Source organism: Labilithrix luteola, assembly GCF_001263205.1.
GTDB lineage: Bacteria > Myxococcota_A > Polyangia > Polyangiales > Polyangiaceae > Labilithrix > Labilithrix luteola.
Genome location: NZ_CP012333.1, coordinates 5,516,389 through 5,541,173, shown reverse-complemented (window position 1 = coordinate 5,541,173; position 24,785 = coordinate 5,516,389). Strand labels below are relative to the sequence as shown.

Sequence of the window (24,785 nt, the reverse complement as noted above, 5' to 3'; positions counted from 1 at the left end):
GCCGAGCTTGCGCTTCGACCGATGAAACCCTCACGGGATTCCGAAACCCGCGAATGGCCCCATTTCTTCCCGCCGCGCTGGACGATCCAGGAGGGCCACGAGCGTCGCGCCCCGTGGCAAAGGGTCTTCCCGTTTGACTTCGCCGTTTCGATCGTCGCACATGGTCGGGCGAATGGTGTGGTCACTCGAGGAGACGTCTCGGTGGGGGGTACTGCCGGTCGCGATCCTGCTCGCGTCGGTCCTCGGCGTCCGCCTCGGCGCGATCGCCCTCCCGCGCTCCTTGCCGCGTGAGCGTGCGCTCTTCGGGGCGGTGAGCACGATTGCCGTGCTCGTCACCATCGTGCGCGTCCTCGGCAGGGTCGAGGCTCTCTCGCGCGGGCCGATGATCGGCGGCCTCGCCGCATGCGCTATCGCCTCCATGATCGTACGGCGCCAGCGACGCGTCGGGTTGTCGTGGCAACAGGCCATCACGACCGAGGTCCTGCCTGTTGCCGCCGTGAGCATCGCAGCCGTCGCCGCGACGGCACTTGCCGCCTATTTCCTGCCGGTCTGGCAGTGGGACGGGCTCGGCTACCACCTCCCGTACGTCAATTTCGCCCTCCAGGACCGCGGCTTCGCCGGGGTGCCCGAGGACATGGCGTACCTCGGCACCTACCCGCACGCGATCGAGGACTACTTCCTCGCCTGGCGCGCCATGCTTCCGGACGACCGCCTGGTCGACGCCGCGCAGATCCCGCTCGGCCTCATCGGCGCGCTGGCGATCGCCGTCATCGCCCGCCAGGCAGGCGCACGTCGCGATCATGCGACGGCCGCGGGGCTCCTCTGGCTGACGCTGCCCGCCGTCTTCTTGCAGCTGCCGACCAACTACATCGACGTCGGCGCGACCGCGATGCTCCTTGCGGCGGCCGCCTTCACGCTCGCCGAGCCGACCAACGACCATCTCGTCGCCGCGGGCATCGCGCTCGGCCTGTTCCTCGGCTCGAAGCCGAACGCCCCGATGGGTGTGACTGTACTCTTCGCGGTGCTCGCGGTGCGCGGATGGAAGGCAGGGCGCCGCGGGGCCATCGTCGCGTCCGGCGCCGTCACGCTCTTGCTCGGCGCCGAGTCGTACGTGCTCAACCTCGTGAGACACGGCAACCCGATCTGGCCGGTGCAAATGAAGCTCGGCCCGATCGTCCTACCCGGCGACGTGCCGATGGCAGCCGTCCTCTCGTCGGGCTGCGCGTCGCCGCGCGTCGAGGGGAGTCTCCCGATTCGCATCTTCCGATCGTGGACGGCGCTCGATGCTCCGCCCATCTTCGACATGCGCTACGGCGGCCTCGGCATCCTCTTTCTCGTCGCCTTGCCCATCGCGATCGCGCTCGTGGTCAGGCGCAGATCGATCGCGCTCGCCGTCGTCATGCTGGCGACCCTCGCCTCGCCGGATCCGGCGATCCCGCGATACATCCTCGCCTTCCCCGGGATCGTGTTCGCGCTCGCGGCCTCGCAGCTCTCCACGCTCGCTTCACCGTGGGCACGGCGCGGCGTGCTCGGCTTCACCGCGATGGCTGCCGCCATCGGCCTCTGGCGCGCATACCCCGCGCTCGTGGGAGAGGGGCCGCCGCTCGCCGACTACCGGCACATGAACGAAAAAGAGCGCATCGACGCGGTCGGCGCCGATGGACCGCCAGGCCGCTTCCACGACGCGCTCGCGAAGATGAAGCCGGGCGAGACGACGGCGTTCGACTCCTCGCTCGAGCTCTCGTACCTGGCTTGGCCGCCGGATCTCTCGACGCGCGCGCTGCACGTTCCCGACGGCGCCTCCGAGGCCGACGCCACGCGCATTCTCGCCGATCCGAAGGTGTCCATGCTCATCGTGGGCGAGGGCTCGCCCATCGCGAAGGCCGCGCTCGGACAGGGAGATGAAGGCCGCTTCACCCAGCTCTTCCGCTGCCGCTCACGTGTGCCGCCCGCATGCCTCGCCGAAGCAGCCACCGGCGCCAAGGAGCCGAGCGGCGAGAAGCTGCTCGACATCCTCAACCAGCGCTGGCCGTCGTGCGTGGTCCTGCATCGTAAGTGACGGGTCTTACGTTGGAGCTCATCCAGCTCCTGTCACGGGCCGTGGCTCACACCTGATCGGGACAAAATCGCTCGCGGCGCACGTTCTCGGACGCGCATCCGCAGCTGGCCCCTGAAGAGACATCGGCTATCCTGGCGCGCATGCAGAGGATCGTTCGCCGCGCGCTCATTGCGTGCGTTGGCCTCTTGCCACTGCTCGGCGGTCTCTTGAGCATCGGTTGGATGCTCGGCGCGAGCGGTCGGCTCGCGGGCGGACTACCGGCACTCTGGACGGCCATCCTCGGCATGATGAGCCACCCGATCGGGATCGTCGTCGTCATCCAGTCGGTCTACACCGCGCTGCTCAGCGGACTCTGGGTTCGCTACCGCCCGTTCGAGGCGCCTGCCGATGCGCAGTGGCCGAAGGTGAGCGTCGTCATCCCCGCGTTCAACGAGGGGCCGATGGTCGAGCGCAGCATCCGCTCCGTCGCGAGCTGCGATTACCCCCCGGAGCTGCTCGAGATCATCGTCGTCGACGACGGCTCGCGGGACGACACGTTCTTCCACATGCAGCGCCTGCGACGCGAGCACCCGGATCTCGTGAAGCTCGTGCGCTTCAAGGGTAACCGCGGAAAACGCGAGGCGCTCGTCGCTGGTTTCCGGGCGGCCACGGGCTCGATCCTGGTCACCATCGACTCCGACAGCGAGATCGATCGTCAGACGGTCCGCGAGATGGTCGCGCCGTTCCTCGCCGACAGCGAGATCGGTGCGGTCGCCGGCCAGGTCGTCGTCCTCAACCGCGACACCACCATCAGCCGCATGCTCGAGGTGCAATACGCGCTCGCGTTCGACTTCGGGCGCGCCGCTCAGTCGACGTACCGCTGCGTCGCGTGCTGCCCGGGCGCCCTCTCGTCCTTCCGCCGAGAGGCGATTCTCCCCTTCCTCGACGAGTGGGCCGGCCAGACGTTCCTCGGCCGCCCCGTGAATCACGGCGAGGATCAGGCGCTGACGAACATCGTGCTCCGCCAGGGCTACGACACGGTCTACCAGCGGACCGCGATCGTTCGAACGCTCGCGCCGGTGACGTACAAGCAGATGTCACGCATGTTCGTTCGCTGGGACCGAAGCTACATCGTCGAGGGCTTCAGCTTCGCGAAGTTCATGTTCACGCGGTACCGGCGCAAGAATCGCGTCCTGCCGGCCGTGACGTTCTTGGTCTCGAACCTGCGCCTGTTCTTGTTCTTCTACGGCCTCGTGCTGCTGCCGACGACCTTCCAGACGAACCTCACCGTCGTCGTCCACTCGGCCATCGCGCTGCTCCTTGGAGCCACGTTCACCGCGCTCTACTACCTGCGCATCGAGCGGAGCTTCCGGTTCCTCTACGGCGCGCTCTACTCGGTTTACTGCGTGCTCTTGCTCCAGTGGATCCTTCCCTGGGCGCTCATCACCGTGCGGGACGAACGCTGGGGAACGCGCTGACGTTCGAAACGCCGCGCACCATCAACTCGCCATTGGCGGCGAACACGTTCGAGTAGCCGATGCGGTCGCCGTGGAGGCGAGGCTGCACGTCGACCGCGACGCCGACCAGCTCCCCGCGGAGCCGGAGCGCGAGCTCGGCGACCGAACCGTCGTCCGGGCGTGGCTCGATGACCATCTCGAACGGCTCGGCCGTCTTCGATGCCCAGAGATCGTGCGGCAACGGCCACACACGCAAAAGCTCGGGGATACGTCCTTTGAACGTGCGAACGACGGACGCCTCGCGCCGATCGGCGTCGATGATGAGCTCGTAGCTCCCCGAGGCGTCCTCGAGCAGATCGATCCGCACGATGCTCCCCTGCTCGTCGACCGGCGGCCGCGAGAGGCTCGCCGCAACGACGAGCGGAACCGCGAGCGGCAGGCTCCGATCGTCGTCGTCGCGCTCGACCTTGACCCGCTGCGTGGTGAGGCTCGCACGCCCCGTGCGGTCGATCCGCCACCAGCTCCGCTCGCCATGCTCGAAGCGCTCGGGAAAGAACACCTCGTCGCTGCGCGCGAAGGCGAAGAGGTAGCTATCGAGCGTTCCGCGCGTCTGCGAGGCATGCGCCGCGATCGCGCGGAGCTTCGGGTTCACCTCGGGATCGCGCACCCGACAGCTCGAAGGCACCGGTAGCCGCTCGCCCGGAACGTACCCCGTGAGACGCCCCGAGAGCGGCGGCGTGGGTTGGTCGGGCGTGATGTTCGCGATGGGGCAAGGCTCGCGCGGAGCCGTTCCGGTCGGCCAGCAGTCTCCGTTATGGACCATCGCCCGATGGACGCGCGGAGCCTCCGGTAGGCGGTCGAGCGCACTGCGAAACAACGCATAGGTCGCCGCGTGATCGGGGTGCGTGTCCTCTGGATGGGTGATGGCAACGTCGGTAGGACGGAGCTCCGCGAGCAGGGCCGCCAGATCGGCGACCGCGTTCTCGTGCGTGTACTGCGCGGAGGCGCCGGTACGACTGCGGTGGTACTCGCGCCCGCCATGGCCGCGCGTGCCGTACGTCGTGTTGCCTTGCTCGCAGACGCCGTCGATCATCCTCCGGCGCGGAGGCAGCGGCGTCCGCCCGAGCTGAGAGAGGCCGCCGTCCGGATAGCCGAGGAAGTAGACGCGGTCTTCTTTGATGCCGAGCTCGGCAAGGCCGGCGACGCTCTCGCCCTCACGCGCGAGCCCGTCGTGGAGGCAGTCGAGGTCCCCGTTCGTCATCACGATCACGGCCGGATCACCGCCGGATTGCGCCATGTGCAGGAGAACGCCGCTCGCGATGAGCGTCTCGTCGTCCGGATGGGGCGCGATCACGACCCAGCGTTTTGGTGGGCCGTCGACGTCCCCCGTCGCCGGACGACTCGAGGTACCACATGCGAGCGCGCTCATGCCGGCGAGCGCCGTGAGCGCAGTCCCGGCGATTCTACGGAGCATGCCTTTTGGTATCACGGGCGCGTTCAGTCTGCGCGGGGCTCGATGGCCGCGGCCGCCGCCACCCACGTGCTCGCACGACCTCGCAGAACCGTGCGGATGGCGCCTTCGGGCAGCGAATATCCGTCGGGCGCCGTCAGATCGCCGTGCGGAACGACCAGACCGCTCTCCTCGAGGAGCTGCACGATGACGTGGGCAGCCTCTTCCGAACGACGCTCGAGCTCGTCCGGTGCGAGCGTCGCCGAGATGCCGGTCCGGTCGAAGTCCTCGGCGACAGTCTTCTTGGCGAGCGCGCAGAGCTCGGTGACCGAGACGATGTCCTCGCGTGCGAGCTTCCGCAGGAGCCCCCCGGTGACGGTCGAGCGCGCCGCGATCTCCGTCTCGATCCAGACGCGGAGCGGTGAGCCTTCGCGATTCTCGCGCAGGATCGCCTCGGCCGTACCCTCGACGCCGACCTCGACCGCTCCGAGGCTGCCCTGGCGCGCGCGCTCGGCATCGTAGAGCTCGAGGATGGATGCACCGAGCCGGCGGAGAAGAAGCGGCACGCCCTGCGACTCGGCGACGATCTTCGCGAGAGCCTCATCGGAGAAGCGGATGCCCTGACGGCCGCCGAGGCTGCGCATCATGGTGGTCGCGGCGTCGTCCGATAGGCAGGGGACGCACACGCGCTGGAACGAGCCCATGATCGACTGATGCGCGAGCGTGCGCAGCGGCGCCCAGAGGAGCGGATGGAGCGCGCTCGTGAGGAAGACGCCGATCGGCGTGCCGCCGTCAGGCATCGCCGCATCGCCGACCGCGCTCTTCAAACGGCCGAGGACGATGGCGAGGACGTCGAGCGCATGAGCCAGCTTGTCGGGGCCGACGGCGAGGGCCTGCTCGATCTCGTCGAGCACGACGAGCACGGTGGTCGGGCGGCCGGCGGCGTCACGGCAGGCACGCGAGAAGTCGCGGAACCAGCGCGTGAGGACGGCCGCGTCGATCGACGTCTCGGGCGGCGCGGGGATCGCGTGCGACGGCCAGCGCTCGCGCGCGGACTCCGTGAGGCGGAGGCAGACGAAGCGAAGGATCGCCTCGGCGGCCACGCTCGGATCCTTCTCGTGGACGATCTCGTAGTCGAAGCCGGAAATGTCGACGTAGGCCGACGGCCCCGGCACGCGACGCGCGACCTCGAGGGCGAGCGACGACTTGCCGAAGCGCCGGAGCCCCGTCACCACCATCCAGTGGCCGGCCTGCGCCGCCGCGAGGAGACCCGAGACGAGTCGCTCGCGGTTGAAGAACTGCGTCGACGTCGCGATCCTGCCGCGCAGCTCGAAGGGGTTGCCTCGGAGCGACGATTCCTCGACGAGATCGAGCACGTCGTGCGCGCTCTTCGACCAGCGCGAGCGCGAGACGCTGATGGGGAGGATCTGCACGGCGCGCGTGCCGCCCTTGGCCGCCCACTCGAGCATGGCTCGCACGGCGGAGAGGTCGGGGGTTGCGGTGTCGTCGTGCTCGAGCAGGACCACCGAGGCGTTCAGCCGACGCGCGACGAACGCCGCGTGGTTGATGTCGCGCTCGAGAACGCGCGGCCCCGGCGGGACACGGACCACGGCGGCCGTCTGACCCCAGCGCTCCCAGGCGGGCTCGGAGGGCAACGTCACCTCGAGAAGATCGTGCCGTGAGGGGAACATGACCCGCCACCGATCGCGCCGCGACGACAGACCAATGCCGTCGAAGAACGCCGCCGTGTCGCGAGCCCACTCGGCGTAGCGCCGGCGCGCGCGCAGAAGTCGGCGGAGCCACGTCGCGCCGACGACGAGCAACGCAAGCCCACCGAATCCGAGCGCGAGCGCGCGCGTACGCTGCGTCCACGACGACTCGAGGCGGTCGACGAGCAAGCAGTCGTAAGCGGCTCCGGGGGAGAGCTTCGAGCACACACGGCACCGCTCGTCGGCGATGCCGAGGGTACCGCACGCGGTTGCCCCTTGTGCCACGTGCGCGATCCACGGCCCGTTCCCTTGCGATGCCTCGAAGCGGAGCAGCTCGACGGGCTTCGACGTCGTCGGGTCGAGTCGGAACGGAGGCTTCTCGACGGCCTCACCGAAGCGGCGAGCGAGCGAACCGAGGAACGCGACGTCGTCGGGGAACGTGGCCCCGCCTCCGCGCTCCTCGCAATGCTCACGGAGCCGCCACATCGGCGTCGGGGGCATCGGCCGGGCGACGACCATCTCGTCGAGCGACGGCGGACGCGAGAACGACCCGTCGATCGACGCGGCCTTGCCCTCCCAGAGGAGCGAGGCGAACTGCGCGCACATCGCCAGCGGCACGCCGCCGTCATCGAGCTTGTCGGACGCGGCCGCCCACGCGTCGAGGGCCGGTCGGAAGTCGCCCGCGGGTACCGAACACGTCGCCGGTACCGCCATGTTCTGCAACGCGCGGACGGCGCGTGCGCACTTCGCCTCGCGCGAACCCTCGTCCCACTTGGCACGGACGGCGTCGATGCGCTCGAGGCGTGACGCCGTCACGGACCTCGCGCTCGGGAGCATTTCCTTCAGCCACGTCCCGTAAGGCGTGTGCTCGCTCGCGTCGTCGAGGTAGCAGGTGAAGAGCTTCGAGTAGGCGTTCTCCGCGATCTCGCGCCAGGGCGCGGCCGCGCCGTGCGCCGTTGGAAGCTCGTCGAACCATCCAGTGATCGCCTCGGGTCTGAGCGTCGTGCAGTCGCTGGCCCAGATCTCCTGGACGCGCCGTCGCACGACGAGCGAGCCGCTCGACTCGAGGAGCTGTTCGAGCTGCCGGGCGCGCAAGCACTCGCTGCCCTCGGTGGGCGACGGCTCGCAGTGGGCCGCGACCTTGAAGGCCCGGACGAGGTGCAGCGCCGCCGTGAGCGGGGGCCCGGCAGGACCAGGGACACCGGCAGGCGCGCGATGAACCTCGTTCGGGATCTCGGCGTCGAGCGGCGTCGTTGCCGAGAACCAGGCGTCGATCCCCGTCGTCCCGCCCGCACGAATGCGATTCCAGGCTTGAGGCGCGACGATCTGGAGCGCCTCGATGAGCAGACGGCGATGGAACGCGCGACCGCCGCCGTTACGCGCGATGCGCTGGATCGTGCGCTCGATGGGTGTGCCGCCGACACTGCGTGCCCGCGGGAGCGTGTCGGTCTCTCCGGCCTCGTACGCGGCGAGCTGGTTCAGCCACGTCGCCGTGCCGTTCCAGCCGTTCACCAGCGCGTCGAGCTTCGTCTGCTGCTCGCCCGAGACGCAGCCCGTCTCCGAGGCCGCCTGCGCGCGGCCCTTCGTGAGGTCGTCGGCGAAGGCCGACGTCGCCGAGCAGAGGTGGCTTTTGGCGTCCTCGCAGGTCTTCGCGGCGTCCGAGCTCTGGTGGAGCTGCTTCGAGGTCGTGGCGAGCTCGGCCTCGCAGGTCGTGGCCTTGCGCTCTTGCTCCTCGGCCTCGCTGCGTGCCCGCGACGCCTCCTGACGTGAGGCCTCCAGCTCGCGAGTAACCGGTTCGCAGCCCGCCGCGTCGGGCGCGTTCGCACGGGCCGGCTGCGCCGACGCGGTCGCCGACACGAACAAGGAACCAACGAGTGTCGCGCATACGAAGACGGCGGAGACGGCCGTTTTCCGGCGACCTACCTTCTTCGACTCGACGACGACGCCGTCCTTCGCTCCAACGAATAGCGAGACGCCCACGGGCGCCCGACGCTGGCACTCGTTGCTCGATGCGTCAAAGCGTTTGTTACAAACCGTTGCAAAACACGACGCGAGCTGGACGATTATGGGCCTCTACGCATGAGCTTGCATCAGTCCTCCGTGCCAATACTCATCGGCGATGGTCGTCGGATCGGCGAGGAAGCGTTCGAGCCTCGTTGCAAGCTCCCGTAGGTCGGAGCCGCCTTGGCCTCGCACGAGGATGAGCAGCTGCTCGGCATACTGCCGTGCGTCCGCCTCGTTCTCGCGACTCATCGACGAGCCGCTTGGGACACGTGTCGTCGGCCGCGAGCTCGACGTAGAGGCGATCGTCCGCGAACCATTCGGTGAGCATCAGGTCCCACACGTCGAGATCGGCGTTCACCGGTGGTGACGGATCAACGTCGTACGCCCACGCGCGGAGTTCGTCCTGCTCGATTCGGACGGGTCGATGAAGCCGAATCACGACGCATGAAGTTATCATCGGGCTGGCCGACGCTGGTGGACCGCGATGGCGCGGAGAGGAAAACGATCCGTCGGGATCACGTGTCGTTCGATTACGACATCTCCGCCTGCCAGAAACACTGGCGTGATATTGAGCATTTGTGGTCACGCGCCAACGCTGTGCATTCGCGCTCACGCTCGGTCTCCTCGGCGGCTGCGGGCTCATCGTCGATACGAACGGTCTGAGCGGCGGCGGGCCCGACACTGCGTCAGAGGCCGAGGCCGGCACCCCAAACGTCGAGCCACCAGCACCCGACGCACAGGCGGATTCCACCTTCGACGCGAGCGTACCGTACTGCGCGAGCCGAACGAACGCGCTGTTCTGCGACGACTTCGACCGAACGACACCGCTCGCCGCGCTTTGGGACTCGACGACGCTGCCCGGCGATATCGGAATGATCGCCTCATCGTATTACGACTCGGCGCCGAGCTCACTCGCACTCGTGGCCGACGCCGCGGCCGCCCCTCTCGCCTACCTGTCGCTTCGCAAGGTCGTGCCCGTTGGCTCGTCCGCGGTGACGTTCCGATTTCACTTCCGAACGGACCGCGCGGGGAACGGGCCATCGGTAATCCAATTCAAGTACGACAGCGGATTTGGCTATTACGCGTACCTGGGCGAGACGATGAACGTGCGAGTCGGCGGCCCCGTCCCGGAGACGAACGTGGGTAACGCGCTCATCGGCGTGAATCGATGGCGCCTGATCGAGTTCTTGCTCGAGCCGCCGGCGGTGACCGGCGCGGGATACGGCCGGCTCACCGTCAAGGTCGACGGAGCCGAGGCCATCGCTCCACTCGCTCTCGATCCCGCGGCAAATGCGTATTTCACGACGAACGCGGCAATCGACGTCGGTATCCTTTACCTTCCCAGTGGAAGCTGGAGCGGTTGGCTCGACGACGTCGAGATCGAGAGCAAGCCGTAACGCGCGCTATCCCTATCCCTCCACCGGCGGCGCGCTCCCCCGGGCGGTCGCCGCACATCCTGCGGACGCCGCAATGACGAGCGCGATCGCCACCCACTGCCGGATCGAGAGCTGCTCGTGCAGGACCACCGCGCCCGCCAGTGCACCGATCGCCGGCTCCAGGCTCAACAGCACGGAGAACGTCCTGCTGTGCATGCGCTTCAACGCCACCATCTCCAGTGAATAAGGGAGTGCGCTCGACAGCAATCCGATCCCGAGCCCGGCCAGCGCCAGGGACGGCGAAAGCAACGCCCGTCCGGCCTGCGCGACTCCAAAAGGAACGACGAACAGCGCCCCTGCGGCCATACCCAAGGAAGTGGACTGGCCCGCATGCAGCGCGGCGACTCTCTTGCCGGCGAGAATATAAAGCGCCCAACACAGACCCGCCGCGAGCGCATAGCCGGCGCCCATCGGGTCGATCCTGCCGACTCTTTGCCCGCCCACCGTGAGAATCAGCAATCCCGCCACGGCCAAGCCGATCCACAGGAAATCGAGCACACGCCGGGACAGTGCCACCGCCAACACCAAGGGCCCCGTGAATTCGATGGCGATGGCAATGCCGATCGGCAGCCGGCCCAGCGACAGGTAAAAGAGCAGGTTCATGCTGGCGAGCGTGACGCCGTACAGGACGACACGTCCCGCGTCCTGCCGAGACAGGTGCATCCGCCACGGCCGCCAAAGCACCAGCAGAATGACGGCACCGACGGTGATCCGATAAGCCACCGTTCCCGTTGCGCCCAGGGCGTTGAACAGCGTCTTGGCGAAGGAGTTGCCAACACAGACGGACGCCATCGAGCCCATCAGCGCGAGAACCGGCACCCAAGGAGAAGACGAAGCGAACGAACGGCTCGAAGACATGAGACGAGGCCAGTCGTAGCGCCCCTACCGCCTCGTCGGCGAGCAGTGAGAACAGGAACGCGACGGGAACGCGAACCTCAGCCTAGGGCGATGATCACCGTCCCACGCTTGTGGCGGCCTTCGACGTGCCGGTGGGCGTCGACGATGCGCTCGAGCGGATAGAGGCGATCGACGACGGGCTGGCGGCGGCTTCTTCGTCGGTAAGACACGAGGGCGTCGGCAAGACGGCACCATCCTCCTCGACCACGAGATACTCGGCGTGCGCGCCCATGCGCGACGCGCTCGCCGAGCCGAAGATTCGATCACCGGCGCGAAAACGCGAGACGCCGTTCCCCACCGCCTCGACGACTCCGGAGAAGTCCATCCCGAGGATCGTCCTCTTCGGACGAAAGAGGCCGAGCCAGAGCCTGCCTGGCAGCCAGAAGAGGCGCGGGAATGCAGACGCGCGGAGCCGCCAGTCGGCTGTCGTCACCGCGGCTGCGCGGACACGTACGAGGACTTCCCCTGCCTTCGGTGTCGGCGTCGCGACCTCGCGCACCTTCACGACCTCCGGCGGACCGTACGCTTCGTAGATGCATGCTTGCATGGATCTAGGAGTAGGAGCGGATCAGCCTCGCTAGAATTGACGAAATTCAAAGGTCATCCATGCATCCATGAATGGATTGGCGAACCGGAGGCTTCGACTGGAACCGTGCTCGCGCCTTCCTCGTGACCGCCGAAGAGGGCTCCTTCTCCGGCGCCGCACGCGCGCTCGGGATGAGCCAACCCACGCTCGGCCGCCAGGTGGACGCGCTCGAAGAGGAGCTCGGCGTCGTGCTGTTCGAGCGTGTCGGGCGCGGGCTCGCGCTCACGGCGGCCGGTGTCGAGCTGCTCGAGCACGTTCGCACGATGGGCGAAGCGGCGAGCCACGTCGCGCTCAGCGCCTCCGGCCAATCGCAGACGCTCGAAGGGTCGATCACGATCACGGCGAGCGAAGTGAACACCGCATTCCTCTTGCCGCCGATCCTCGAACGCTTGCGACGCGAGCATCCCGCGATCGAGGTCACGCTCGTCGCGACGAACGAGGTACGCGACCTCCGCAAGCGCGAGGCGGACATCGCGCTCCGGAGCGGTCGGCCGAGCGATCCCAAGCTGGTCGCAACGCGCCTGCGCGACACGCCCGCGCGCCTTTACGCAACGCCGAGCTACCTTCATCGCATCGGCAACCCGCGGACCGCGCGCGATCTCGCGAACGCGGAGTTCATCGGCTTCGGTGACACCGTTCGCTTCATGGCCGGTCTCAATGCGATGGGATTCGACCTGACGCCGAAGAACTTCCCGATCCGAATCGCGAACCACATGGTCCTGTGGGAGCTTGTCAAGAGCGGGCTGGGCATCGGCGCGATCATCGAAGAGGTCGGCGACGCCGAACCCCTCGTCGAACGCGTGCTGCCGTCGTTGTCATTCCCGTGCCGGCATGGCTCGTTGCGCATCGTGAGCTCCACACGAGCAGGCGCGTCCGAACGGCCTTCGACCTGATCGTCGCCGAGCTAGGCCCCGCGCGCCGCGAAAGGGCCGGCGACCGTCGCCCCAAACGCTAGTCGTTTGGCAGTCGAGCCATCTGGAGCTTGACGACTCCGCGAAGCTCTTCGACGCTCCCGGCGTGAGATTTCGACGCAGTGGCCCTGCCCTCCTCATCGCCGCAACGGTGTCCGTCGTGGTCACCATCACGCTCGTTGCCCAGCTCTTGACGTCGCGCCTACTCGAGTCGGCGCACGACGGCGACTACCAACTGATGCGGCAGGTCCTTGCCGATCTCCTCCACGACACGGAGGACAAGGCGCTCAGCCGCGCAGAGATCGTTGCGGCGATGCCAAGCGTACGAACGGCGTTCATCAACAGGGATCGAGCCAAACTGCTGGCCGAGTGCCAGAAGATGTTCGAGCTTCAGGGGCAGAAATACGGGCTCGACCAAGCGCAGTTCCACGTTCCGCCGGGCGTTTCCTTTCTCAGGCTCGATCGGCCGGAGAAGTTCGGCGAAGACGAAACTGGATTTCGTCCGATCCTCGCAGAGGTCCATCAAACCAAGGTCGTGCGAAAGGGAACGGGGATCACGCGCGTAGGCCCCGCCGTCTTCGGCATCGTCCCGATCCAAGACGACGCGGGGAAGTTGGTCGGCAGCTTCGAGATGGGCCTGGAGCTCGCACCAGAGCTCGACACGATCAAGGAGTCCTTCGGCCTGGAAGCAACCGTGTTCTTCGAGGAGAGGCTGCTTCGCGAAATTGCCACGGACGTATCTCCGGAGGTGCTGACGCCGAAGAATCGGGTCGGCAAATACACCCGCTTCCATTCCACTCACCCCGAGCTGGCTGCGGCACTCGTCACGGACAAGGATGTCGACGTCAACGAACCGCGCACCTACGAGAGAACCGTTGCAGGTACCTCATGGGGCGTACAGCTCGTTCCCCTCTACAGCGAAGGCAACAAGCAGATCGGTGTCGTGGCCTTGTCCTCGAACTTCGGAGAAGACACGAGCCTCGCGCATCGGGCTCTGGTGTGGCAGCTCCTCGCGGCGCTCTTCGGAATCGTGATGATGGTCGGCGCAATTCTCGTGGTCGTGCGGGGCGTGCTTCTCGCGCCACTCGCGGCACTCAACGAACGCATGTCTGCGCTTGCATCAGGAGACGCATCGAAGGAGGCCGATCCCGCGGACAGCTACTGCGCCGAGCTCCGTGAGTTGGCCGCCAATTACGAAAAACTCCGCAGCGAGAAGCAGCGATGAAAAGGAATCGATCGACGACGCGGACGTTCGTCACGCTCATCGTCACGCTCTTTTTCGGCGTCGCGTTCCTCTTGGTTCCACTGAAGAGCCGTGGAGCGAAATCACCTGAGGCACCGGAGACGGCAGCCTTGCCCGCGCCGGTCGATGGGAAGCCAACGCCTGCGGGCAAAGGCGAGCCCGTTCCGGAAGCGCGAGACGAACGGGGCGGCGCAGAGCCAGCGCTCAGCCTTCCGACAGGCAAAGGTCTTCCGCTTCCTGTCTACGTGGGAATCTTCTTTCTCGAGCTCAAGTCCTTCGACGACAACAAAAGCGAATTCGAGTGCACCACCGACATGCGCCTTCGGTGGACGGATCTACGCCTCCAGTTTCCAAAGGGCGACGCTTACCGCGGCTACCGTGAATTCCGAGGGAAGGAGGCGGAGGACCAGCTCGCCAAGATGTGGACGCCGACCATCGACGTTGCCAATCGGCTCGAGGCGGCGTCGTACGTCGGCCGACGCGTTCGCATCTTCCCGAACGGCGACGTCGAGACCTTCGCGCGCGTGACTGGGCGCTACAAGGTCAACGTCGATCCGGAGCGCTTTCCGTTCGACAGGCAGCACCTCCTGCTCGAGTTGCTCGTTCGCGAGAACACGACCGATGAAGTCGCTCTTCGCTTCGACAAGGACGATGTCGAGTTCAGTCGCGTTTCGCACGCAAAACATCTCGAGGGCTGGCGGCCAGGGCTCGTCGACCTTCGTGCCGACGCTCTCCCCGGCTGGAACGGCGACCACTATTCACGGATCACGGCCTCGTTGTTCGTCGACCGATTGGCCACGTCGAGCCTCGCGCCGATCTTCATCCCATTGGTTGCGTCGCTGCTGATCCCTCTCCTCGCGATCTGGATGAACCGACCGACGAGCGAGGGATTCGAGATTCAAGCCTTCGAGCTCGCGAACATGGGCATTGGTGGCCTCTTCTCGGTCATCGCGCTCAGCTTCGCGATCTATTCGTCCTACGGCGTCGTCGCCGGCAGCGACAACACGGTGACGCGCTTGTTCGGACTCAACTACGTGTCGCTGGCGCTTGCGCTCGGCATCGTGGTTCTGTTCTTCAGGTACAATCTGCTGCTTCGCTTCTTCGGCCCTTATGTCCAGGAGCAGGCCTTCCGCTTCCTCACCTGGGCGATGCCCCTTCTGTCGCTGGCGATGAGCATCGCCTTCATGCTGGTCGCGGCCCTCTGACGGTTCCGAGGCGACGGGCAGTCATTCCGCTGCGAGCGGCTCTGGCTCCTCGTCGCTTTCGACGACGGGTTCGGTCCATCCCCTCAACAGGATCGCGAGGAGCCCCGGCAGGACGACGAGCGTCAAGGCAGTGCTGAAGAAGATGCCTACGATGACGACGGTGGCGAGCGGCCTCTGCACTTCGGAGCCCGCGCTCGACGACAAGGCCATGGGCAAGAACCCGAGGCCTGCGACGGCCGCGGTGGTGAGCACGGCGCGCACCGACTGGGCCGCGCCGGCTTCGACCGCGTGCTCGACCGGGAGCCCCTCGAGCATCAGCCGCCGCGTCGCGGTCGCAATCACGACTCCGTTCAGTACCGACACACCACCGAGAGCGATGAAGCCGACGGCTGCCGGCAAGCTGAACGGCATCCCTCGCACCAGGAGACCGAGCATGCCGCCGGTAGTTGCGAAGGGAACCAGGAGAAAGACGGCGAATGCCGGCCTCAGGCTCCCGAACATCCAGAAGAGCATGCCGAGGATGACCGCGATGACGGCAGGGATGACCAACGCCAGACGGGCGGACGCGCGCTCGAAGTTCTCGAACTGACCGCCCCACTCGATGCGATAGCCCGTCGGGAGCGTGATGCCCGACGTGACCTTCTGCCGTGCCTCGGAGACCCACGAGACGAGATCGCGCCCACGAAGGTTGACGTCCACGCGAATGAGTCGTTCGCGATCGAGCCGCTTGACGACGGAAGGGCCATCGCCCTCTTCGAGACTCACCACCTCGCGAATCGGAATGCTCTCGCCGCGGTCGGTCTCGACGAAGAGCTCCGAGAGAGCTTCGGCGTTCGGCTGCGACGGTGGGACGAAGACGCGCAAGTCGAAGCGTCGCTCGTCCTCGTAAATCTCTCCTACGCGGACGCCTTCGCGTGAGGCCGCAAGAACGTCGAACGCGTTCCTCACCCGAACTCCGTATCGGGCCATTCGTGCGCGGTCGGCCGTGGCGGCAATGCGCGGACCGCCCATGATGCGCTCGATCTTGAGGTCGGCGGTTCCTTCGATCCCGCGGACGAGCTCACCGACCTTGTTCGAGTACTCGACGAGACGGTCGAGGTCCGGCCCCACGATCTTGATCGACACGTCGGCGCGCGAGCCTGCGATGAGTTGGTTGGTAAGGTCCTCGATCGGTTGCGATACGGAGGCAAACGTCGAGGGGACCTCCGTCTCGATCTTGTCCTTGAGGAGCGTGCTCAGCCCCTCGAGATCCTGAGCGCTCTTCCACTCCTTCCTCGGCCTCAGCGGCACGAGGATGTCGGTGTTGTTGTTGCCAACGGCATCGAGCGCCATCTCTGCACGACCGCTTTGCCCCAGGGCCTTGCGCGCTTCGGGAAAGCCAAGCACGATCTTCTCGGCAAGCAGGTCGAGCCGCCGAGCCTCCTCGAGCGAAATGCTCGGGGCTCGCTGTAGCGCAAGAACCAGGTCTCCCTCGAAGATTCGAGGGACGAATTCCGCGCCCGCGTTCGAGAACGCATAGCCCGCGCCGAGGAGGCTCGCGAAGCTCGCGGCGAGGACGGGCCAGCGATACCGCACGGCCAGCGGCACCAGACGCGCGTAGAGCTCCGTGAGTCCCTCCATCCACTTCGGGCCGTGATCATGGGCCGGCGGAACGACCAAAACGAGGAGCGCGGGGAAGAACATCACCGAAAAGACGAGCGCTCCGAAGAGGGCGCACGCCATGGTGATCGCCATCGGGCGGAACATCTTGCCCTCGACCCCCTCGAGCGTGAGGAGCGGCACGTAGACGAGCATGATGATGGCCACGGCGAATGCCACCGGCTTGATCACCAGCTTCGCAACATCGGAATAGGCTTTTGCACGCGCCTTTCCGACGAGAGCCCTCCCCGCCGTTCCGGCAATGATTCCTTCGAGGATGACGATGGGTCCGTCGACGAGAAAGCCGAAGTCGATGGCGCCCAGGCTCATCAGATCGCCCGTGACCCCGAACAGGTGCATGCCGAAGAGCGCGATCGCCATCGACGCAGGAATCCCGATCGCCACCGCAAGGGCGCCGCGTACCGTGCCGAGCATCACGGCGAGTACGATCGTCACGATGACGAGGCCCTCGACGAGATTCGTGGCGACGGTGGAGAGCGTGCGCTCGACGAAGTCCGCGCGATCGTAGAGGACGTCAATCGTGACACCAGGGGGAAGATCGCGCTTGATCTCCTCCATGCGCTGCTTGACTGCGTAGATGACGTCGCGGCTATTGGCACGCGCCAGCATCATGACGAGCCCCGAAACCGCCTCTCGGTGGCCGTCGAGAGTGACGACTCCGTACCGTAGCGCGGGCCCGATCTTGACCTCACCGATGTGCTTGACCAGAACGGAGGGACCGCTCTTCGTGCTGCGCACGAGGACGTCACCGATCTCGTCTTCGTTCTTGAGCAGCCCGCTGCCGCTGATCGTGAACGACTCCCCCTCTCGCTCGACATACCCACCGCCGACGCTCACGTTCGCCGCGGACAGGGACTCGATGACGTCGTTCAGCGTCAGCCCCCGAGCATGAAGCTTCTGAGGGTCGACATCGACCTGATACTGCTTGAGCTCTCCGCCGAATGGATTGACTTCGACCACGCCCCGCACGCTTCGAAGCCGCGGCCCTATCTCCCAATCGAGGAGAGTGCGCAGCTGCATCGGCGAGTGTTGATTCGACTGGACGACGAACTTGTAAATGGTGCCGAGCCCCGTCGAGGGCGGCGCAAGCTCGGGGATCGATGCGGACGCGGGCAGCTCTGCTTGAACCTGACGGACGCGCTCGAGGATCATCTGGCGGGCCCACCAAAGATCGGTGCCGTCCTCGAAGATGACAGTGACCGACGACAGGCCGAATCGAGAAACGCTGCGCATCGAGGAGCTGCGCGGAATGCCGTTGAGCGCCTTCTCGATGGGGACCGTGACCGTGCGCTCCACCTCGACGGGTGAAAGGCCTCCGCACTTCGTCAGCAAGTCCACTTGAACGCTCGAGACGTCAGGCAGCGCATCGATCGGCAGCTTGCGCGCGGCGACGACTCCGAGTGCGAGGACGACGAGGAGTAGACCGGCGACGATCTTGCGACTGCGAATCGAGAGCGCGACTAGTTTCTCGAGCATGTTGGTCGTCCGCTCACCGGAAGAGCTCACTCTTCAATGCGAAGACACCGGCGTTGGCCACGCGCTGGCCGGCGACGATTCCGTCGAGGATCTCGTAGCTGGCGCCATCCGACCCGCCGAGCTTCACGGTCGTCGGCTTCACGCGGGTATCGCTCTCTGCGACGAAGACGGTCGGGCGTCCGTCGACATGCACGACCGACGCGTGTGGCACGAGCAGAGCATGACGTGAGGCGGTGCCGGTGGTGACCGTGGCGTGGACGGATTGCCCCTGACGCAGATGGTATTTCGGGTGATCGACCGTCACGCGCACGGCGGTGCTGCGCGTCGTCGGATCGATGATCTCTCCAACGTGAGCGACCTTGCCGATGATCTTGACGCCCGGTTCCGCGAGCGGACTCACCTCGACGTCGTCGTCGAGATGCACGAGGCCGAGATCTCGCTCGAACACGGAGAGCTCGATCCAGAGATGGTCGAGATCGGCGACGCGATAGCCGACGATGCTTCCATCGACGGACTGTCCTGGCGAGAGCGCACGTTCGATGACGTGACCGGCAATCGGGCTACGCATGACGAAGGTACCGAACGTTCCGTTTCCGCCGAACGCCCGAACCCGCTGCTGAGCTGCTTTGTAGTTGGCGTTCTGATTCGCGAGATCCGTCGCAGCAACCTCGGCTTCGCGCGCCGTCGTGAGGCTCTTTTCGAGAAGGTCCTTTTCTCGTTTTGCCTGCACTTCGGCAGTTCGGAGGCTTGCCTCTGCTTGAATGGCCGTCGACTGGGCCTCGGCGAGATCGGCACTCTCGACCTCCGCGAGCGGTTCGCCGGCGGTCACGCGATCGCCCTCGTACTTGTACGTTCGGCGTACGGTGCCGCGAAGACGAGTTCCGATGGCAGCAACGTAGGTAGGATTGAACGCGACGGTTCCGACGACGCGCACCGCGGGTTTGAAAGGAACGCTCTCGACCTTGGTGAAAGCCAAGCCCGCGCGCTCCTTGAACGCGTTCGAGAACACGACGCTCGTTCCGTCGAGACGAGGGACATCGCGCGTGGACGACTCCGCCGACGCACCGTGCCCTCGCCGACTCCGCGCTAGCGTTCCGACGAGAACGACGGCAGCCGCGCCCACGACGAGCGCGGCTATTGTCAGACGAGCTCGCCGGCTAGGGCCACGAGCGGGGGCCTCTAACGTGGACGGCGGAGGCCCCGACGGATGAGGTGGTCTCGGGGTTAGCACCGCCGGCACCCTAGCGAACCTCGTCGCGCCTGAAGGCCTCTCACCGCTGGACCTTACGGGCGCGTAAGCTTCAGCATCGTCTTCCCGAGCGGGAGGCCTAGACTACCGCCAGTGCGTCTTCTGCTCGTCGAGGATGACCGAAAGCTCGGGTCGGTGCTCACCCGTGTGCTGACGAGTCATGGATATCAGGTCGTGCTGGCAGCGAATGCGACGCAGGCAAGGACGGCCGACGTCAGCGCCATCGATCTTGCCGTGGTCGACTGGATGCTTCCAGACGGCGACGGTCTCCAGGTCTGCATCGACTTGCGACGCGCAGACTACGAGGGCCCCGTGCTGATGCTCACCGCGCGCGGTCAGACGAAAGACCGCGTGCAAGCGCTCGACCTCGGAGCCGACGACTACCTCACGAAGCCGTTCGAAATGGAGGAGCTCCTCGCTCGACTGCGGGCGCTACTCCGTCGAGGCCCCCGGCTCGCAGCCCTCGACGTTGGTCCACTCCATCTCGACATCGGCAGGAGAAACGCATTCGCGAATGGCAAGTTTCTCGCGCTCACCGTGCGGGAATTCGACCTTCTCGCTTATCTCGCGCGCCGGGCCGGCCAGGTTGCGACCAAGATCGAGCTCATCGAGAACGTGTGGGACGCCGATGAGATCGTGCCCAACGTCGTCGAGGTCCACGTGAGTCGCCTTCGCGACAAACTCGGCGATCACGCGTGGACCATCGAGACGTTACGTGGCGCCGGGTACAGACTCAGGGCAGAGCGAGACCGATGACCTTTCGCGTCCGTACCGCGCTCGTGGTGCTCGCGCTCACGGCCGTGACGATGGGTGGTGCCTTCACCATCGTCTGGGAGCGCTTCGTGGCGTCGCAGCGGGCGCAGCTCGACAAGGCCCTCCTCGACGTGGGACGACGCGAGGCGGTCGAAGCTGCCGCCGGCCATCTGGAATTCTCGGATGCACCAGGTCCCTCCGCGAACGCCGTCGGTCCACTGCCGAAGTATGGCGTCATCTACGGCATCAACGGAATGCCGCTCTCGCACACCGAGAACTTCGCGTCCGTTCCGCCAATGCCCCACGTTCAAGCCCCCGACGTGGGGTTCGATTTCGAGCATGACGGCATTCGTATGCGCGGGGTCCTCGTGCTCGTCGAACACACCGGACGACGCGTTCTCCTCGCGACCCCACGCGAAGATCTGGAAGACGACGCCCGGATCCTCGCGCGCGCCATGCTCATCGCCTTTGCCGTCGGCTGCGCGTGGGCCGCGGCGGTAGCCATCGGTGTCGCGACCCGACTCACACGCCAGCATCGCATCATCGAGAACGTTGCGCGCCGCGTCGCCGAGGGAGACACGAGCGCACGCGTCGAGTTCGCCTCGTCCGACGTCGACATCGTCCAGCTCGCGAACGACCTCAACGCGATGATCGAGCGCCTCGTCGGCCTCTTGGGCGCCCAAGATCGCTTCGTTTCCCACGCTGCCCACGAGCTTCGAACGCCGCTGACGTCTCTGCGAATCGAGCTCGAACACGCGCTCCGCCCCGGTGCCGACCCGACGGATCACGAAGCCGCACTCGGCGGCGCGCTCGACTCGGCGCGGCGATTGACGAGGCTCGCCGACGATCTCTTGCAGCTCGCTCGCGTCGACGCGGCACCGTCGAAAGACCTCACGTCGCTCGAAGACGCAGTGACGGACGCGGTGGCCGACGTGGCACCGGTTGCACGCAGCCGAGAGCTTCACATCGACGTGACACCAATCGCAACCATGGTGCGCGGTGAGCGGCGTAGCGTGGGGCGTATCCTTCGCAACGTCATCGAGAATGCCGTTCGCTTCTCCCCGCGCGGAGGGTCCGTTCGCATCGCCGCCGTGCCATTGGAGGGCAAGGTCGAGATTTCCGTGGTCGACGAGGGGCCGGGCATCCCGGACAACGACCTTCCGCGCATCTTCGAGCCGTTCGCTCGCGGCGCGAACAACGACGCGTGGGAGAGTGCCGGCCTCGGCCTGTCCATCGCTCGCGGGCTCGCTCGCTCGCTCGGTGGCGACGTCACCGCCGCGTCCGGTGCCGGCGCTCGCTTCGTCATCACGTTGCCGACGAGATTGGAACGCGAGGATTTCGCCGTGTCCGTCGGAGGTCGCTTCCTCCGCATGTGACTGTTCGGAAGGCTCCGCCGAGCGACGGCGCCTCCCTCACGTGGCGGCGCCGTCGTCGATTACACGCGGTTCGTTTTCAACTCAGAGCTTGCTCTCGAGCAACGCTTGCAGCTTCTCCGTGCGGTCCTTGGTGTAGTCGATGTTACGGACGGGGCTGAGATCGATCTTGAGTACACCGTCGGTGAACGAATATCCGGTGCTCGGAGAGCTGTTCTCGCTCGTATTGGTGATGGCGACCTGCTTGAGCACGCCCTTCAGAGCATCCTTGCCCATGTCGTCGGCGCAGATCGACTGGAATGCCGAGAGAATGGGACGAAAGTAGACCTCCGTGAAGCCTTGCTCGTAGACGTGGTCGAAGCCATCGACCGTGAGCTTGTCCCAGGCGATCTCGAACGGGATATCGAATCCGCACGTCGCGTCGATCTGCTTTTTGAGAACGGGAAAGCTGTTGTCTTTGAAGTTCTGGACGGCGCGACGTTCTGCAAGACCCATATTAGGACTCCTTCTTGTCAATCAATCAAAGGGCACGCTGGAGATCGTCGGCGACCGCCAGCTCGAGGTTGAATGGGAGTGAGGCAAAGAGATCGACGGTGACTTCGAGCACGCCGTCCCGCTTTGCGAGCGAGAGCGAGGCGTCCTTCGTGTGCCGCACGGTCGCTCGTGGAACCGAGCTCAGTGCGGAGCGGCCCAGCGCGTCCTTTGCGAGCGTGCGGAGCGCCCCACCGAGCGTATCGAGAAGGTCGCGGAGATTTGCCAGCGCGACGCTGTCGTCGGGAATGGACGGCTCGACCGTCATGGATACTCGAATGCCATGCTCGCGCTCGAGCGTGCTCACGAGAGACGCGAGTTGACGTTGCACTTCGAGTCGCGTGGGCGGCGTCTCTCCGAGCGGACGAGGAATCGCGCCGAACGACAGGGAATGGGCGACCGGTTCGAAGCGGCGAACGGTGACCACGAACACCTGGTCGAGCGGGACATAGGAAAGGTCCTCGTCACCCTCGTCGAGCAGAACGACGTATTCGCGTCCGCGGTCTTCCTGAAGATTCAGAAGGCGACCGGCCAATCGATGACCGCCCGATAGGTAGAGACGAATGGCCGGATGAGTGCCGGCCTTTCGACGATTGAAGAGTGTGCGAAGGACCTCACGGGGGTCCCTTGCGGGAAGCTTTTCGAGATCGGCAGGGATCAACATGAGCCGGTATCCATCGCGCGCAGTGCCCACGACGTCGATTGCAGCGCGGATGCCATCCCGCACGCTGCGCGCGATCCTGCGATCCATGCGCGTTCACGAGCGAAGCTCGACCGGCGCGCTGCTCGAACTGCGAATGCGCGACTCGCCAATTGCGCACCAAGAGGCGCATTCAGCGAGGAACAATTCGTTCCGATTGCTCGAATCGGAATCGGAATCGGAATCGGACTAGACGGCCGGAGTCGCGGCCAAGGCTCGCGTGAGCATCTCTCTCAGATCTTCCACGGCGAGTGGTTTGACGAGGTGCTCGTCGCAACCCGCGGCGAAGCTGCGATGACGGTCAGGAGCGCCGCCGAAGCCGGAGACGGCGACCAGGCGGGCTCTGCGGGCTCGGCCGGCGCGGAGCCTTCGACTCACTTCGTAGCCATCGAGGCCTGGGAGGCCGATGTCGAGGAGGATGAGGTCCCAATCGGTCGCCGCGGCGGCGTCGAGAGCGGCCTGGGGCTCGTTCACGACGTGAGGATCGTGGCCGAGGAGCGCGAGCATTTCGCCGGAGAGCGCCGCCGTGTCGGTATCGTCGTCGACCACGAGGACGCGCAGGCGACGCGGCGGGGCGACGATCGCTTTGACCGCGCCGGTCGCGTCGGCGCCGGTGCCGCCTTCGGCTTCGGCAAGCGGGAGGCGAACGAGGAACTCGCTGCCTTTGCCGATGCCTTCGCTGCGCACTTCGACGCGACCGCCGTGGAGCTCGACGAGGCGGCGGACGAGCGTGAGGCCGAGACCAAGACCACCTTGCGCGCGGTCGTTGGTTGCGCCGCCCTGCGAGAAGAGGTCGAAGACGTAGGGCAGAAAGTCGGCGGCGATGCCGGGGCCGTCGTCGCGCACGCAGAGGAGAGCGCCGCCTTCGTCGCGACGAAGCGTCACCGAGATGTGGCCGCCGCGATCCGTGTACTTGATCGCGTTCGTCAGCAGGTTCGAGACGATTTGCTCGAGACGCGTGGGGTCGACGATACCGAAAAGCGACTCGCCGATGTCGAGCGTGACCTGATGTTGGCGCGCGAGGGCTTCCTTCGTCAGCCCGTCGACCACTTGATGAACCACGCGACCGAGATCGACCCGACGACGGCGAAGCTCGATCTTGCCTAGTGTGACGCGCGAGACGTCGAGCAGGTCGTCGAGCAGTTGCGTCATCACGCGTGTCTGACGGCGGATGACGTCGATGAGGCGCCCCGTGCGTGGTCCCCCGCCCGTTTGATTTTCGAGGAGCGTGACCGCGTTGGCCACCGCGCCGAGCGGGTTGCGCAGCTCGTGGCCGAGCATCGCCAGGAACTCGTCTTTCCGCATGTCGGCGTTGCGAAGACGCTCGCAGGCCTCCGCGAGCTCGGAGCGGGCACAACGCTCGGCGGCATGGAGGCGCTCGCGATCGTGCTCGGCGGACTGACGCGCGAGAGCGAAGGCCGCGAAGTCGGCGAAGCTCGAAATGATGCGGACGTCTTCGGTGTCGAACCGACGACCGTTCTCGTGCGCGAAGATCCAGAGCACGCCGACGATGCGCCCGTTCTTGGCGAAGAACGGATAGTGGAGGCACTCGACGATGTTGCTCGACTCGAGATAGCGGAAGAGCCGGTCGGGGCGCTCGAAGAGTTGAGGCGCGTTGTAATCGAGGCTCACGCCACAAGGGCTCTCGTAGCGCGGGATCAACCTTCCGAGAGCACCCGCAACCTCACCGACGAGAGCGACCCAGCGAAACTGCTCGACGCCATCTGCGCCGACCTCCAACAGACTCACTCCCGCCGATCCGGCACCGCAAATCTCGAGCGACGCACGCAAAAGTGCGTCGAGCACGTCGTTGCAAGACGTCGCAAGCTCACGACCTATCGCCTGGAGCGCACGACTCTCTGCCTCGAGATTGGGCGGGCGAGCGCGCCGGTGCGCGAGTTCCGCCGTGATGAGCACGTCGTCCAGCCGTACGGCCGGACCATCATGCCGTCGCGCGAGCGCTTGCGAGCTGGTGGTCGTCTGCGCCATGGACACACGGACGGTATACGATCGTCCGCGCACCATCTAGACACCCGAACGAAGATCGAACGACGCGTCACTTCGCCACAGCATCTCCCGTATGGGGAAGATGCAACGATCGGAGTTGC

At 66.2% G+C, this 24,785-nt stretch carries 18 protein-coding genes and 1 pseudogene; 8 read left to right on the top strand and 11 right to left on the bottom strand.

Annotated elements, in window-relative coordinates; all coding sequences use genetic code 11:
- Nucleotides 1-160: 160 nt before the first annotated feature.
- Together AKJ09_RS24395 and AKJ09_RS24390 are read left to right on the top strand one after the other, a co-directional pair.
- The gene (locus AKJ09_RS24395; protein WP_146649669.1) at nucleotides 161-2,059 is read left to right on the top strand and encodes a hypothetical protein; all 1,899 of its coding nucleotides are present in this window, start codon (nucleotides 161-163) and stop codon (nucleotides 2,057-2,059) included.
- Between the two features lie 140 nt (nucleotides 2,060-2,199).
- Nucleotides 2,200-3,516, top strand: coding sequence for a glycosyltransferase family 2 protein (locus AKJ09_RS24390; RefSeq protein ID WP_146649667.1), 1,317 nt, complete (start codon nucleotides 2,200-2,202; stop codon nucleotides 3,514-3,516).
- Here the strand turns inward: AKJ09_RS24390 and AKJ09_RS24385 are convergent.
- The 3 genes from AKJ09_RS24385 to AKJ09_RS24375 form a co-directional block, all read right to left on the bottom strand.
- Nucleotides 3,482-4,969, bottom strand: a complete 1,488-nt coding sequence (locus tag AKJ09_RS24385) for a PIG-L deacetylase family protein (RefSeq protein WP_146649665.1) — start codon at nucleotides 4,967-4,969, stop codon at nucleotides 3,482-3,484. The genes AKJ09_RS24390 and AKJ09_RS24385 overlap by 35 nt on opposite strands.
- A gap of 23 nt (nucleotides 4,970-4,992) precedes the next feature.
- Nucleotides 4,993-8,634: an ATP-binding protein gene (locus AKJ09_RS24380; protein ID WP_146649663.1), complete on the bottom strand. Its 3,642-nt coding sequence runs from the start codon at nucleotides 8,632-8,634 to the stop codon at nucleotides 4,993-4,995.
- A gap of 93 nt (nucleotides 8,635-8,727) precedes the next feature.
- Nucleotides 8,728-8,907, bottom strand: a complete 180-nt coding sequence (locus AKJ09_RS24375) for a hypothetical protein (RefSeq protein ID WP_146649661.1) — start codon at nucleotides 8,905-8,907, stop codon at nucleotides 8,728-8,730.
- 329 nt (nucleotides 8,908-9,236) lie between these two features.
- On the opposite strand from AKJ09_RS24375, the gene AKJ09_RS24370 reads away from it, so the two are divergent.
- Entirely contained in the window at nucleotides 9,237-10,055 is an 819-nt protein-coding gene (locus tag AKJ09_RS24370; RefSeq protein ID WP_146649659.1) for a hypothetical protein, read from the top strand.
- 12 nt (nucleotides 10,056-10,067) lie between these two features.
- Here the strand turns inward: AKJ09_RS24370 and AKJ09_RS24365 are convergent, their stop codons facing one another.
- From AKJ09_RS24365 to AKJ09_RS24360, 3 genes and pseudogenes are all read right to left on the bottom strand, one after another.
- Nucleotides 10,068-10,952 carry an EamA family transporter gene (locus AKJ09_RS24365; RefSeq protein WP_146649657.1) on the bottom strand — a complete coding sequence of 295 codons (885 nt, stop codon included), beginning with the start codon at nucleotides 10,950-10,952 and terminating at the stop codon, nucleotides 10,068-10,070.
- Between the two features lie 77 nt (nucleotides 10,953-11,029).
- The gene (locus AKJ09_RS56235) at nucleotides 11,030-11,161 is read right to left on the bottom strand and encodes a zinc-binding dehydrogenase (RefSeq protein ID WP_420814257.1); all 132 of its coding nucleotides are present in this window, start codon (nucleotides 11,159-11,161) and stop codon (nucleotides 11,030-11,032) included.
- Between the two features lie 20 nt (nucleotides 11,162-11,181).
- Nucleotides 11,182-11,538: pseudogene (locus tag AKJ09_RS24360) on the bottom strand (alcohol dehydrogenase catalytic domain-containing protein); the annotation flags it as partial.
- 71 nt (nucleotides 11,539-11,609) lie between these two features.
- Between AKJ09_RS24360 and AKJ09_RS24355 the strand changes: the two are divergent.
- From AKJ09_RS24355 to AKJ09_RS24345, 3 genes are all read left to right on the top strand, one after another.
- Nucleotides 11,610-12,470, top strand: a complete 861-nt coding sequence (locus tag AKJ09_RS24355; protein ID WP_240488576.1) for a LysR family transcriptional regulator — start codon at nucleotides 11,610-11,612, stop codon at nucleotides 12,468-12,470.
- 124 nt (nucleotides 12,471-12,594) lie between these two features.
- On the top strand, nucleotides 12,595-13,713 hold the full coding sequence (locus tag AKJ09_RS24350) for a cache domain-containing protein (RefSeq protein WP_146649653.1): 1,119 nt from the start codon (nucleotides 12,595-12,597) through the stop codon (nucleotides 13,711-13,713).
- A complete protein-coding gene (locus AKJ09_RS24345; protein WP_146649652.1) occupies nucleotides 13,710-14,936 on the top strand; it encodes a ligand-gated ion channel in 1,227 nt (408 codons plus the stop codon). Before AKJ09_RS24350 ends, AKJ09_RS24345 begins: the two co-directional genes overlap by 4 nt.
- A 21-nt stretch (nucleotides 14,937-14,957) precedes the next feature.
- Here AKJ09_RS24345 and AKJ09_RS24340 read toward each other — a convergent pair whose 3' ends face one another.
- Together AKJ09_RS24340 and AKJ09_RS24335 are read right to left on the bottom strand one after the other, a co-directional pair.
- Nucleotides 14,958-18,071 carry an efflux RND transporter permease subunit gene (locus AKJ09_RS24340; RefSeq protein ID WP_146649650.1) on the bottom strand — a complete coding sequence of 1,038 codons (3,114 nt, stop codon included), beginning with the start codon at nucleotides 18,069-18,071 and terminating at the stop codon, nucleotides 14,958-14,960.
- 13 nt (nucleotides 18,072-18,084) lie between these two features.
- Nucleotides 18,085-19,194, bottom strand: coding sequence for an efflux RND transporter periplasmic adaptor subunit (locus tag AKJ09_RS24335; RefSeq protein ID WP_169927817.1), 1,110 nt, complete (start codon nucleotides 19,192-19,194; stop codon nucleotides 18,085-18,087).
- Between the two features lie 219 nt (nucleotides 19,195-19,413).
- Between AKJ09_RS24335 and AKJ09_RS24330 the strand changes: the two genes are divergently transcribed.
- Both AKJ09_RS24330 and AKJ09_RS24325 read left to right on the top strand, forming a co-directional pair.
- Nucleotides 19,414-20,076, top strand: coding sequence for a response regulator transcription factor (locus AKJ09_RS24330; protein WP_146649647.1), 663 nt, complete (start codon nucleotides 19,414-19,416; stop codon nucleotides 20,074-20,076).
- Nucleotides 20,073-21,449, top strand: a complete 1,377-nt coding sequence (locus AKJ09_RS24325; protein ID WP_146649645.1) for a HAMP domain-containing sensor histidine kinase — start codon at nucleotides 20,073-20,075, stop codon at nucleotides 21,447-21,449. The genes AKJ09_RS24330 and AKJ09_RS24325 overlap by 4 nt, the downstream gene beginning before the upstream one ends.
- An 81-nt stretch (nucleotides 21,450-21,530) precedes the next feature.
- Here AKJ09_RS24325 and AKJ09_RS24320 read toward each other — a convergent pair whose 3' ends face one another.
- From AKJ09_RS24320 to AKJ09_RS24310, 3 genes are all read right to left on the bottom strand, one after another.
- The gene (locus tag AKJ09_RS24320) at nucleotides 21,531-21,941 is read right to left on the bottom strand and encodes a hypothetical protein (RefSeq protein WP_146649643.1); all 411 of its coding nucleotides are present in this window, start codon (nucleotides 21,939-21,941) and stop codon (nucleotides 21,531-21,533) included.
- Between the two features lie 25 nt (nucleotides 21,942-21,966).
- The gene (locus AKJ09_RS24315) at nucleotides 21,967-22,728 is read right to left on the bottom strand and encodes a hypothetical protein (protein WP_146649641.1); all 762 of its coding nucleotides are present in this window, start codon (nucleotides 22,726-22,728) and stop codon (nucleotides 21,967-21,969) included.
- A gap of 138 nt (nucleotides 22,729-22,866) precedes the next feature.
- Nucleotides 22,867-24,666 carry a hybrid sensor histidine kinase/response regulator gene (locus tag AKJ09_RS24310; protein ID WP_169927816.1) on the bottom strand — a complete coding sequence of 600 codons (1,800 nt, stop codon included), beginning with the start codon at nucleotides 24,664-24,666 and terminating at the stop codon, nucleotides 22,867-22,869.
- Between the last annotated feature and the right edge of the window lie 119 nt (nucleotides 24,667-24,785).